The 12010-nt window shown below is 60.7% G+C and carries 12 protein-coding genes and 1 tRNA gene; 11 read left to right on the top strand and 2 right to left on the bottom strand.

Annotated elements, in window-relative coordinates:
• Nucleotides 1-543: 543 nt before the first annotated feature.
• The 7 genes from AB4Y87_RS20955 to AB4Y87_RS20925 all read left to right on the top strand — a co-directional run bounded on the left by AB4Y87_RS20955 (nucleotide 544) and on the right by AB4Y87_RS20925 (nucleotide 5501).
• On the top strand, nucleotides 544-963 hold the full coding sequence (locus AB4Y87_RS20955) for a DUF3052 domain-containing protein (RefSeq protein ID WP_442006190.1): 420 nt from the start codon (nucleotides 544-546) through the stop codon (nucleotides 961-963).
• The gene (locus tag AB4Y87_RS20950; protein ID WP_442006189.1) at nucleotides 960-1463 is read left to right on the top strand and encodes a peroxiredoxin; all 504 of its coding nucleotides are present in this window, start codon (nucleotides 960-962) and stop codon (nucleotides 1461-1463) included. Before AB4Y87_RS20955 ends, AB4Y87_RS20950 begins: the two co-directional genes overlap by 4 nt.
• Nucleotides 1464-1486: 23 nt before the next feature.
• Nucleotides 1487-2416, top strand: coding sequence for an NAD-dependent protein deacetylase (locus AB4Y87_RS20945; RefSeq protein ID WP_442006188.1), 930 nt, complete (start codon nucleotides 1487-1489; stop codon nucleotides 2414-2416).
• Nucleotides 2417-2471: 55 nt separating this feature from the next.
• Nucleotides 2472-2544 (top strand) — tRNA-Val (locus tag AB4Y87_RS20940).
• Between the two features lie 106 nt (nucleotides 2545-2650).
• Nucleotides 2651-2941: a hypothetical protein gene (locus AB4Y87_RS20935; protein ID WP_442006187.1), complete on the top strand. Its 291-nt coding sequence runs from the start codon at nucleotides 2651-2653 to the stop codon at nucleotides 2939-2941.
• A 249-nt stretch (nucleotides 2942-3190) separates the two neighbouring features.
• Complete coding sequence (locus tag AB4Y87_RS20930; protein ID WP_442006186.1) at nucleotides 3191-3985, top strand: IclR family transcriptional regulator; 795 nt, start codon at nucleotides 3191-3193, stop codon at nucleotides 3983-3985.
• 157 nt (nucleotides 3986-4142) lie between these two features.
• Entirely contained in the window at nucleotides 4143-5501 is a 1359-nt protein-coding gene (locus AB4Y87_RS20925; protein ID WP_442006185.1) for an MFS transporter, read from the top strand.
• Nucleotides 5502-5614: 113 nt separating this feature from the next.
• On the opposite strand, the gene AB4Y87_RS20920 is transcribed toward AB4Y87_RS20925, so the two are convergent.
• Nucleotides 5615-6682 carry a D-2-hydroxyacid dehydrogenase gene (locus tag AB4Y87_RS20920; RefSeq protein ID WP_442006184.1) on the bottom strand — a complete coding sequence of 356 codons (1068 nt, stop codon included), beginning with the start codon at nucleotides 6680-6682 and terminating at the stop codon, nucleotides 5615-5617.
• An 85-nt stretch (nucleotides 6683-6767) separates the two neighbouring features.
• Between AB4Y87_RS20920 and AB4Y87_RS20915 the strand changes: the two genes are divergently transcribed.
• Genes AB4Y87_RS20915 through AB4Y87_RS20905 form a run of 3 tightly spaced genes read left to right on the top strand, consistent with a single transcriptional unit; the run spans nucleotide 6768 to nucleotide 9541 of the window.
• Nucleotides 6768-7667, top strand: coding sequence for an NAD(P)-dependent oxidoreductase (locus AB4Y87_RS20915; RefSeq protein WP_442006183.1), 900 nt, complete (start codon nucleotides 6768-6770; stop codon nucleotides 7665-7667).
• 54 nt (nucleotides 7668-7721) lie between these two features.
• Nucleotides 7722-8492, top strand: coding sequence for an SDR family oxidoreductase (locus AB4Y87_RS20910; RefSeq protein ID WP_442006182.1), 771 nt, complete (start codon nucleotides 7722-7724; stop codon nucleotides 8490-8492).
• Nucleotides 8492-9541, top strand: coding sequence for an L-idonate 5-dehydrogenase (locus AB4Y87_RS20905; protein ID WP_442006181.1), 1050 nt, complete (start codon nucleotides 8492-8494; stop codon nucleotides 9539-9541). Before AB4Y87_RS20910 ends, AB4Y87_RS20905 begins: the two co-directional genes overlap by 1 nt.
• Here the strand turns inward: AB4Y87_RS20905 and AB4Y87_RS20900 are convergent.
• Nucleotides 9538-10266: a FadR/GntR family transcriptional regulator gene (locus AB4Y87_RS20900; RefSeq protein ID WP_442006180.1), complete on the bottom strand. Its 729-nt coding sequence runs from the start codon at nucleotides 10264-10266 to the stop codon at nucleotides 9538-9540. The genes AB4Y87_RS20905 and AB4Y87_RS20900 overlap by 4 nt on opposite strands.
• 253 nt (nucleotides 10267-10519) lie before the next feature.
• Between AB4Y87_RS20900 and gndA the strand changes: the two genes are divergently transcribed.
• Nucleotides 10520-11956, top strand: a complete 1437-nt coding sequence (gene gndA / locus AB4Y87_RS20895; protein ID WP_442006179.1) for an NADP-dependent phosphogluconate dehydrogenase — start codon at nucleotides 10520-10522, stop codon at nucleotides 11954-11956.
• Nucleotides 11957-12010: the final 54 nt, after the last annotated feature.

Raw genomic sequence — 12010 nt, 5'->3', positions numbered from 1 at the left:
GGCACGCTCCGTGCCCTGCTCCGCGATCAACGCATCAAGGGACTCAATCCACTCCGCGGTCTCTTCCGGATCACGATCAGGCAGCTGGGCAGTCAACCCGCTGAGGATGTGTGAGGTCTCTTCTCCTGCAGCCACGTCCAACCTTCCTTTAGGCGCATGCATCGGCGCCTCAGGTCTGGCAGGGTAACTGCCCGTCATGAACGCGTCGTGTGCGACATCTCGGTTTCAACAGCCCGGTCGGATGCGCCGGGCAGGTCTTGTGAGCGCATGGCTGCCCAGTAGAATTCCTCGGGGCGATCGCCCTGCAGCCAAAGCGCTCATGGCCACTCTAGCTTTGACAGCGCTGGGATGCGTAGCCGCGGGGCTTCAGGGGCGTTGTATGTCACATCTTGGTGCTCTCCGTGACGGATGCCACGTGATTGTCACAGCTTCGAAACACCCTAGGTAGTGCGGAATATGCGTCATCGCAGGGACAATGGCTTGAAGCACACGCCCAAAGGGTGTTGGCTGTTAGTAATGGAAGTCACTTCAAAAGGAGGAAACGTGAGCGAGGCCGACGCCGCCACATCGGTAAATGTGGCGGAAAGATTGGGTTTCAAAGGCGGGGATCTGATTCAGGAACGCGGCTACGACGACGACGTCGATTTCGACTTGCGTGACGACATTGAAGATGTCACGGGCTCTGAGCTGTTGGATGAAGATGATCATGACGTCGTAGACGCTGTTATTTGCTGGTGGCGGGACGGCGATGGTGACCTGGTCGATGCTCTGATGGATTCGCTCACCACCTTGAAAGAGGGCGGCGTGGTGTGGGTTCTGACACCCAAATCCGGCCGCGACAACTACGTCTCTCCGGCGGACATCCAGGACGCGGCGCCTACGTCCGGGCTGCACCTGACCACTTCTGCCGGGGTATCCAAGGACTGGAGCGCCACCCGCTTGGTGCCGAAGAAGAACAAGTGACGGAAGTCCAGCAAGCCCCGGCCCCCGTGCTCGTTCCCGGGATCGGGGAGGTAGCGCCTGACTTTGAGCTGCTGAATCAATATGGCGAGCCGGTCCGTTTATCGGATTTCAGGGGTCGCAACGTTGTGGTGGTGTTCTATCCGTTCGCTTTCTCCGGCATCTGCACGGGAGAACTGTGTGAGATTCGCGACAATATCGGCGCCTTCGAAGACTCGAACGCCACGGTCCTTGCGATCTCCGTAGACAGCAAATTTGCCTTGCGCGCGTACGCGGAGCAGGAACGCTACGAGTTCGATCTTTTGGCTGATTTCTGGCCACATGGAGCTGTGGCACAGGCTTACGGCGTCTTTGATGCCCGGAGCGGGATGGCTCTTAGGGGAACGTTCATCATTGATGCCGAAGGATTGATCCGGTACGTGGTGGTCAATCCGCGGGGACAGGCGAGGGACCTCGCAGGCTACCGCCAGGCGCTCTCTGAATTGAGAGTGCAGCAGGGGTGAACCAAGTGCGGCCCGGTGTTGGTATGACCGGCTTCGCCAGCATGGAGCCGGCCATCGCTGCCACCTTGGAGGCCGGGGAAGAGGCGGCCTTGAAGGAAGCCCTGGACATCCTTGGCGGCAAGCGGCTGGCTATTCTCACTGGGGCCGGGCTCAGCACCGATTCGGGTATTCCGGACTACCGGGGACCTGGTTCGGCGCCACGGAGCCCCATGACATATCAGGAATTCATCGGCAGTGCTGCCAATCGACGGCGGTATTGGGCCCGGAACCATATCGGCTGGTCCCACCTGCGGCACGCTGATCCAAATGCCGGTCACCTCGCCGTCGCCCTCATGGAACGGCGAGGTCTGCTGACAGGCCTCATCACCCAAAACGTCGACAGGCTCCACGAGGACGCCGGGAGCACCAATGTAGTGGATCTGCATGGGCGTTTCGATCAGGTGATTTGCCTCGAGCACGGACACATATTTTCCAGAAAGCTGCTCGCCGCCATCCTTGAGGAGCTGAATCCGGGGTTCGTAGCAGCCGCGCTTGAGGCCGGTGTGGTGGAAATGGCACCAGACGCTGATGCCACCGTGGAAGATCCCGAACTTATACAGTCATTCGTGGTGGCAGTTTGTCCTGTCTGCGGCGGCACGCTGAAGCCTGACTTCGTCTACTTTGGCGAAAATGTTCCCAAAACCCGCGTCGAACGGGCGTATGCCATGGTGGACGCAGGCGAAGCGCTCTTGGTTGCCGGCTCCTCGCTCACGGTGATGAGTGGGTTGAGGTTCGTCCGCCATGCGGCGAAGGCAAGCAAGCCGGTGGTCATCATCAACAGGGGATCCACTCGAGGTGACGAATTTGCCGCCCTGAAACTTGAAGTGGGAGTGAGCGGTGCCCTGGATTATCTCGCGCGGAATTTGCCTGACCTTCCTGTAGCGAGGGACTCGATTGGTGTTTCGCCCGAATGATCATGTAGAGTCATTGTTCGTTGGTTGAAGCGCTAAGGCACTGAAACTGAACTTTGGGTCTTTAGCTCAGCTGGTAGAGCGCCACGTTTACACCGTGGATGTCATCGGTTCGATCCCGGTAGGACCCACAAAGAAACCCCGTCATTCTGGACCGCAAGGTTCGAGAATGGCGGGGTTTTCCTTTTCCCTGGAAGCACCCGGAAAATGTCAGTGCCCACGCCTAGTGTCGGGCTCATGGAACAGGTATACATCCTCACTTCAGGGGGCGGTACGGCAACTACGGTTGTCCGGGGCGGTCGGAACTGGCAGATTGCCGAAGAACCATTCCGATGGTTCGAGAGGGTGCCGTGGTGGGAGAGCGCCAAGCGCATGCCCCGCGGGCAGGGCCGCGTGGATGTTGAGGTGTTGCAAGTCCAGGTGCGGCTGGGAAGCAACGCCATGTCCAGCCTGGCAACTTGGGAACTCGTGCGGGACGGAGGCGGTGGGGGCTGGTACCTGCGTGGCGAAGAGCGGGTGGCGGCGTAGGATTCGGGCCGGGAAATGGATGAGCTCTCCACCGCGACTATTGGGGGATGCCGCGGTGGAGAGCTCGAAAATGAATATACAGCGAACTTTTCGGTTTGGAAAGTAAAGCCCTCCTTGAGGCCTTGTGTGTCGACAAAGTCGCCCTTCGTCCCGGCAGGACGCCAGGCAGTCACACTATGATGGGTAGTGTTCAGCTGAATGAACAGCCGCTGGACGGCGACGTCCGGTTTGATATGACGAAGGAGAATCATGGCCGATTCCCGCATTACCCGCTCCGAGGGACTCGGCGGCTCATCGCCGGCGCCTGCGGTGACCCGCGCCGCGGCCGTTCTGGAAGCATTGGCAGAATCGCCGTCGGGCCGCCTCACCCTGAGTGATCTGTCCAGGGAGTTGGGAATCCCTAAATCTTCCACGTCCAATCTGCTGCTGGCGCTCGAGGAGGCGCGGCTTATTACCAGGCAGGGCGCGGACTTTGGCTTGGGTCGAAAGCTCGTAGAGCTGGGCGCCGCCTACTTGAGCCGGTTGGACGAAGTGCAGGAGTTCTATAAGTACTGTGAACAAGCGCCCACCCTGTCCGGAGAAACTGTCCGCATTGCCATGTTGGACGGGGACCATGTCATTTACCTTGCGCGCTATGAAGGTCATCCTGCAGTTCGGTTGACCTCCAACATAGGCGACAAGATGCCAGTCTCCCTCTGCAGTGTAGGAAAGGCGCTCCTGGCGCAGTTGCACGATCACGACATCGATGCCATGTTCCCGGATGGCATGGAACTTCCGGTCATGACTCCGAACTCGCTGCGCAGGGCAGAGGAACTGAAGGCGCAGATTGCCGCGATCCGCAAGCAGGGATTTGCCTTTGAGGACGAAGAATCAACGGTAGGCGTGGTGTGCCTTGCCGTTCCCGTGCCCACCCATGGAGCACATGGTCCAAGCCTGGGGCTTTCTGTTACTGCATTGAAGGCTACTTATTCCGAGGAACAGGGCGCCCTCATGGTCAAGGAACTCAAGGAGCTCGCGCGTTCCCTGGGGAATCCGATGGGTTGATGCCGTGGGGCCCGTCACAATCGCCGGTTTTGAATAAATCTGATTTCAACCTTGGCACTGCGTTCAACAAGCTGTACGCTGTTCATCATAGTGATCTTGGCGGTGATGCCATCACTATCTCGCCGGGCCAACGGGGGCCTGGGGTGATTTTGAGGGAGTGCTTGTGACAACTCGTACTAATGCAAAGCTCGCAGCTGAGGCTGACGATGCAGTGGTTGAGCCGGAACAGCTTCGCAGGGCGACGCTGGCCAGCTCCGTGGGTTCTGCCCTGGAGTACTACGATTTCTACATTTACGGCCTGGCCTCGGCCCTGATCTTTGGGCCCTTGTTCTTCAAACCCTTGGGTGAGAGTGGGGCTTTGATCGCATCCTTTGCCACCTATGGCGTGGGATTTGCGGCCAGGCCCTTCGGCGGTATTTTCTTCGGATTCATCGGAGACAGGTTTGGCCGCAAAATGGTCCTCTTGCTGACAATTGGCATGATGGGACTCGCAAGCTTTGCCATCGGACTGCTGCCCACCTTCGAGCAAGCCGGAATGCTCGGCGCTGTACTCCTGGTGACGTTGCGCATCATCCAGGGCCTGGGTGCCGGAGCGGAACAGGCTGGAGCCACAACCCTGATATCAGAAGTGGCTCCGCCGAAGCGTCGCGGATACTTCGCGTCGCTGCCATTCGTGGGAATTCAGCTCGGCACGCTCCTGGGCGCCGGAACTTTCGCACTATTGCAGCTGGCGGATAAGGATGCTTTCGAGGCGTGGCTCTGGAGGGTGCCATTCCTTGCCAGCTTTGTGCTGATCATCGTTGCCGTCTTCATTCGCCTGAGGTTGAAGGAAACCCCGGTATTTCAGGAATTGGAGAAGCATAAGAATGTGGTCAAGAACCCTGTCGGTCAACTTTGGAAACACTCCAGAAGGAACGTGCTTGTTGGTATAGGACTCCGGATGGGAGAGAACGGTAATTCGTCCATCTATTCGGCTCTGCTGATCTCCTTCATGTCGGTCAAGGAAGGTGTCTTCCCTGGAGACAAATTCATTGGCCCTGTGGGACTCCTGATTGCCGCTGGATTCGCGGCCGTTATGGTGGTCACCTTCGGTGCGCTGTCCGACCGCTTTGGTCGGGTGCGGGTTTACCGGTACGGCGCGTTGTTCCAGGCGGTCTTTGCCATCCCCGCCTTCTACCTGGTGACCCTCGGAAACGTGACTCTCGTATGGGCTGTCATGGTGGTTGGTATCGCACTGGGCGTCCAGTCCATGCTGGGTCCGCAGTGCCCATTGCTACCTGAACTGTTTGGTTCCCAGTATCGCTTCACCGGTGTTGCACTGAGCCGCGAAATCTCTGCTGTGCTGGCGGGTGGCCTCGTGCCCCTGCTCGGCGCCATCCTTCTGGCGGCTACGCATAACTCCTGGGTGGTACTGGCGGTTTACTCGCTCGTCTTGGCGCTGATTTCCTTCATTACGACGTTCTTCACGCCTGAAACAGCTGGACGGAACCTTCTTTCCCTTGAGGACGCGAAGTAGCCCACCGGCAGCTTCGAGGCATTGCGCAGAAAACATTGACGCAAAAAGGCTCCGACCCCTTGGGGTCGGAGCCTTTTGCATCAGAGCTTGATCGGTCCTGGTAAAAATCTGGCCTAGTAGAAGTGGACCGGATCAACCAGGTGGGGAAGGTCGCCACCGTCCAGGAATGTACGGAGGTTGCTGCAAAAACGCTCAGCGATGAGGCGGTTTTCGGCGGAGCTCAGTGCGGACGTGTGTGGCGATACCAGAACCTTGGGGTGGTTCCACAGGGGACTATCCTGCGGGAGCGGCTCGACGGCAAAGACGTCCAGGCAAGCATAGGCAACCTGCCCGTTGTTGAGGGCTTCAAGAAGGGCATCCTCGTCCACCACTGTGCCACGGCCAACGTTGACGAACACGGTACCCGGCTTCATTGCGGAGAAGATGTCAGTGCTGAACAGCTTCTCAGTGTACGGAGTGCCGGGGAGTGTATTCACCACGGCATCAGCGTCGGCAACCAGATCCGCAAGGCCGTCATTGTTAGTGACCTCGTCGATGCCTTCAATGGCCTCGACGTTGCGTTTGGTTCCGCTGACCCTCATCCCCAGAGCACGGGCAATACGTGCGGTTTCCATGCCGATCTCGCCAAGCCCGGCAATGACCACCTTGGATCCGTTGGCCAACTTGGTGGGTGTTCGCAACTCGGGCCAAACCTTGGCCGCTTGGTCCTGGGCCATTTCGGCGCTGCGCTTGAAGCCGTTAAGGATGCCAAAGGCGGAGAATTCCGCGAGCGGCAACGCGTGGACCCCGGCCGACGTAGTGACGCGGAATTTTAGGAGCGTCTCAGTATCCAGCCCCGAAGCCTTAACGGCTCCGCCAGCCCCAGCGGCCATGGCGTGAATCCATTGAAGGTGGGGATTGCTCCGGGCAATCCGGGCAAGGCCGGCGGGGCTTTCGTTAGGGAAGCCGTACAGAACCTGGGCCCGGTTGAGCATGGCCCAGTAGCGTTCTTCCTGCTCTGGCGTCCGCTTGAAATCAGGGTCCCCGCTGTGGTCTGCAGGGAAGCGCTCGGGCGGAAGGAGATCTGGTTCGTACAGGACAGTTACGGAAGGATCCACGGCGCGAATACGCTCCACATGCTCAACTTCGAGCGGCACAGCGATCGCGATGGTAAGTTCATCAGTCGTCATAGTGTTCATCATACTGAATGGAGGCTAGGATATTGAACAGTTCGTTATGTTTGATACAAATTCTTGGTGCACACAAAGAAGTGAGGTTCTTCACGGCATGACCAGCAAACGCGTGGGTTTCGTGGGCTTGGGACTGATGGGGGCTCCCATGGCGGCCAACGTCGCTAAAGCAGGATGGGTTGTCACGGCATGGAACCGCTCCGACGCCGTTTTCGAAGGCCTCGCCGGCATTGGCCGGGTAGGCACCGTTGCCGGGCTCCGGGACGAACCAATAATCATTTTCATGCTCCCCGATTTGCCCTTCATTGAGGCAGCAGCAGAAGGCTTGTTCGATGCCTGGCGGTCGGAGCCGCCCCAGCCCGGGACCGCCGTCGTCATTATGAGCAGCGTTTCTCCAACGGATGTCCGCCAGTTCGGCGAACGAGTCCATCAGGCCAGCGACGGAAATGCCGTAGTGATTGACGCGCCGGTGAGTGGCGGCACTACAGGCGCCGAAAGCGGAAGTTTGGCCATTATGGCCGGGGCATCCAAAGCGGACTTTGAACGGCTTCTGCCACTCTTTGAAACCATGGGAACAACGGTGCGCCGGATGGGCCCACTGGGATCGGGCTCGCTCGCCAAGGCCTGCAATCAACTGATCGTCGGAACCACGACGGCGGCACTTGCCGAGGCTGCTGAGCTTGCCGAGCGCTCCGGTATGGATGTTGCCGCGCTGTATGAAGTCCTCGCAGGAGGGTTGGCCGGAAGCCGGGTGTTGGACGTCGTCGGGCCACGCTTGGCAGCAAAGGACTATGCGCCCACCGGACCAGCCAAATTCATGCACAAGGATCTTGCCTTCGTGGTCCAAAGCGCCGAAGCTGTGGGCTCCCCGGTACCTATGGCCTCTGCGGCGATCCAGCTCTACGGCGAGCTCAAACGTCAAGGACTTGGCGATCAGGACCTCGCCGTCGTTCGCCAGGCAATTGCCAATCTTTCCCTCTCCACGGCTGACAACTAACTGCCGGCCCTGACCAACAAACTTGTCCAGACAAGAAGGAATGCAAAAAGAAACATGAGTGGACTATTTGATCTGAGTGGACACGTCGCGTTGGTGACGGGTTCGAGCCGGGGGATTGGCAACGCCCTGGCCCGGGGCCTCGCCGACGCCGGAGCAACTGTAGTTCTCAACGGGATCACCACGGGACGGCTTGAAGCGGCCCATCAGGCTATGGCTGCTGACTATCCTGCGGGAAGGGTCCACAGCCGGGCGTTTGATGTGACGGATGCGGCTTCAGCCGCTGATGGCGTGGCGTGGATTGAGGCCAACGTTGGCCCGTTGGACATCCTGGTCAACAACGCAGGTATCCAGCACCGTGTTCCCATGCTTGAGTTGGATGTGAAGGACTGGGACAGGGTGATCAGCACGGATTTGACCAGCGCGTTCCTGGTGGGCCGGGAAGCGGCGCGGCATATGATTCCCCGGGGCCGGGGGAAGATCATCAATATCTGCTCGGTCCAGACCGACCTTGCCCGGCCGACGATTGCCCCGTATGTGGCGGCGAAGGGCGGGCTGCGTAACCTGACCCGGGCGATGACGGCTGAGTGGGCGGCGTCGGGGTTGCAGATCAACGGCATCGCCCCGGGGTACATCCATACGGAAATGACGCAGAACCTGGTCGATGATGAGGCGTTTAATTCCTGGATCCTGGGCCGGACACCTGCCCATCGGTGGGGGACGGTCGCTGACCTGGCCGGGCCTGTTGTGTGGCTGGCGTCCCAGGGGTCCAATTTCGTCAATGGCCAGACGATCTTCGTTGATGGCGGAATGACGGTGGTGGTCTGATGGGCATCACCCTCCCGGCCTCCGGCCCCGCGGTCGTCGCCCATGGCAAAGGTGACTTGCGGATCGAAGACATCCCGCTGAAGGCGCCGGCGCCGGATGAGTCGATCGTGGAGATCGCCTACGGCGGGATCTGCGGTTCAGACCTGCATTATTGGCTGCATGGTGCCGCCGGGGAGTCCATCCTGAAGGCCTCGATGGTCCTGGGCCATGAAATTGTCGGCGTCGTCATCGAGCAGGCAGCCGATGGCAGCGGCCCCGAACCTGGCACCCGTGTGGCCGTGCACCCCGCAACCCCCGCCCCGGGCGGGGCACGCTACCCCGAAGAGCGGCCCAACCTCTCCCCGGGCTGCACGTACCTGGGCAGCGCGGCACGCTACCCGCACACCGACGGCGCTTTCAGCCGCTACGCCACCCTTCCCTCGCGGATGCTCCGTGCCCTGCCGGAAACCCTGGATCTGCGGACCGCGGCGTTGGTGGAACCGGCCAGCGTGGCCTGGCATGCCGTCGCCCGGGCCGGTGACGTCGCGGGAAAGACTGCCATGGTGATCGGCAGCGGCCCGATCGGTGCCCTCGCTGTCGCTGTCCTCAAGCGCGCCGGCGCTGCCCGGATCGTCGCCGTAGATATGCATGACAAGCCCTTGGAGATCGCACGGGCCGTGGGTGCCGATGCCGTCTTGAAGGGCGACGACGCCGAGGCCATCGCGGCTGTGGAGGCCGACGTCGTTATCGAGTCCTCCGGCAGCCACCACGGCCTTGCCTCGGCCATCAAGGGAGCCACCCGCGGCGGGAAAGTAGTCATGGTGGGGCTGCTGCCCTCCGGGCCGCAGCCGGTCCTCATCTCCCTGGCCATTACCCGTGAGCTGGAACTGTTGGGATCCTTCCGGTTCAACAACGAAATCGATGACGTCATCGCAGCGTTGGCCGACGGATCCTTGTTCGTGGACCCCGTGATAACGCACGAGTTCGACCTCGCCCACGGCCTCGAGGCATTCGACGTAGCCAGGAACTCAGCCGAGTCCGGCAAAGTCCTGCTGAACTTCCAGACTTAGTTTTTCGCCACGGGTACGAACACGCGGGGCTGGTCATTCCAGCTGGGCGCCAGCTCCGCGATCGTTTGGCGCATAATTTTTCCGGCCGCATCTTTGGCCTGCTGACCGTCGCCGGCGTCGATCGCGTGGGCGACATCAATGTGCCACTGCAGCGCCTGCTTCTGCGGGTGCTCAGGCATGAGTCCGTGCACTGTGCGTCCCGTCAGGGTCTCTGTCACCTGGCCAATCAAGTTGGCAAACATTTCGTTTCCGGAGCCGGACAGCACCAGCGCGTGGAACCGGATGTCGAGGTCAAGGAACCGTGGCATGTCTCCGGCGTCGCCGGCTTCCTTCATCGCCAGCGAAATATCCACGAGTTCCCGGCGCAGCGTTTCTGGAGCGTTTCCAGCTGCGAGTTCCGCAGCAACAGGCTCGACGGCGGAACGCAGCTCCGCGAGCGACCGCAGTTGGGCGCCACGACCCTCGCCAGCCAAGCGCCAGCGAATGACCAATGGATCAAAGGGATTCCAACGATGCGCCGGGAGGACGCGGATTCCGACACGCTTGATCGTCTCCACCAAACCCAGCGACTGCAGGACGCGGACGGCCTCCCGGACCACCGAGCGAGAAACGTTGAGCTCGTCTTCCAGATGTTCGGCCAGCATGACATGGCCGGTGGGAAGGGCGCCGCCCACAATCCGGGTTCCCAGGTGCTCTACGGCGCGGTGGTGGAGGCTGGTTGACATAGACGTAAGCATAGTGGGGGGAAGACATTCCGCGTGTAGCATCCGGTGTCGTGCTGCACGCTTGGGAGGCTGCGGAAGTCACGCACATCATAGACTGTTTATGACGTGGCGCAGTTCCACAACGTGGGCGCCACTTTCCTGCTCATGGCTTAAATACGTATGGTTTATTACAGCCCCTGGTTTTGAAATCGCTTCCTGCGTGCCCCCAGGGGGGTAGGTGGGACTGTTTGCACACGATCGAATTGGAGTTTTGATGTCAGCACACATCGGTGTCACCGGCCTTGCGGTGATGGGCGCCAACCTGGCCCGCAACCTGGCCCGCAACGGCTTCACCGTGGCTCTCCACAACCGCTCCGTGGAAAAGACCGACGCCCTGCTGGAAAAGCACGGCACGGACGGCGATTTCATCCGCACGGAAACTCTGCAGGAACTCGTTGATTCCCTTGAAAAGCCCCGCCGTGTCCTGATCATGGTCAAGGCAGGCGCTCCCGTGGACAACGTCATCGAGCAGCTCGAGCCGCTGCTCGAGGCCGGCGACATCATCATCGATGCCGGTAACTCGCACTACGAGGACACCCGCCGCCGCGAAGCCGCGCTGGCCAAGAAGGACCTCCACTTTGTAGGCGTCGGTGTTTCCGGTGGCGAAGAAGGCGCGTTGAACGGTCCTTCGATCATGCCCGGCGGCTCCCGTGAGTCCTACGACGCCCTTGGGCCGCTGTTGGAGAAGATTGCCGCAAAGGTCGACGGCGAACCGTGCTGCGCTTGGATCGGCACCGACGGTGCCGGCCACTTCGTCAAGATGGTCCACAACGGCATCGAATACGCCGACATGCAGGTCATCGGTGAAGCATTCGATCTCCTCCGCTCCGGTGCCGGCATTGAGCCGGCTGAGCAGTCCAAGATTTTCGCTGAGTGGAACAAGGGCGATCTGTCCTCCTTCCTGATCGAAATCTCCGCCGAAGTCCTGGGCCACGTTGACGCCAAGACCGGCAAGCCGTTCGTTGACGTCGTCGTGGATGCCGCAGGCCAGAAGGGAACCGGACGTTGGACGGTCATCTCCGCCCTGGAACTCGGCTCTCCGGTCTCCGGCATCGCCGAGTCCGTTTTCGCCCGCGCACTGTCCTCACAGGCCGAGCAGCGCAAGCTTGGCCAGGAACTGCTGGCTGGCGAAGAGGCTTCCGTGGAGATCCCAGAGACGTTCGTTGAGGACGTCCGCCAGGCACTGTACGCCTCCAAGCTGGTTTCCTACGCCCAGGGCCTGGACATGCTGACCTCCGCTGCCAAGGAGTATGGCTGGGACCTCAAGCTGGACGAGATCGCCTCGCTGTGGCGTGCTGGCTGCATCATTCGTGCCGAACTGCTCAAGGACATCACCAAGGCTTACGCTGCCGAGGAGAAGCCCGCCAACCTGTTGTTCGCGCCGGCCTTCACCAAGGCCATCGCCGAGGCCCTCCCGGCCTGGCGCCGCGTTGTTGCTACCGCCGTCCAACTGGGCATCCCGGTACCGGTCTTCTCCTCCTCGTTGGCGTACTACGACGGCCTGCGCCGCAAGCGCGTTGCCGCTGCGCTGATCCAGGGCCAGCGTGACCTCTTCGGTGCGCACACCTACGGCCGCGTTGATGCCGAAGGTACGTTCCACACGCTGTGGGGCGAAGACAAGTCCGAAATCTCGGCCGTCGACACCCACTAAGTTCCACCGCAAGGCCGGTTCTTCCCCGATACGCTGGGAGGAGCCGGCCTTTGC

Source organism: Paenarthrobacter sp. RAF54_2 (genome assembly GCF_052113945.1).
Taxonomy (GTDB): Bacteria; Actinomycetota; Actinomycetes; order Actinomycetales; family Micrococcaceae; genus Arthrobacter.
This window is presented reverse-complemented; position numbering and strand designations above follow the sequence as displayed.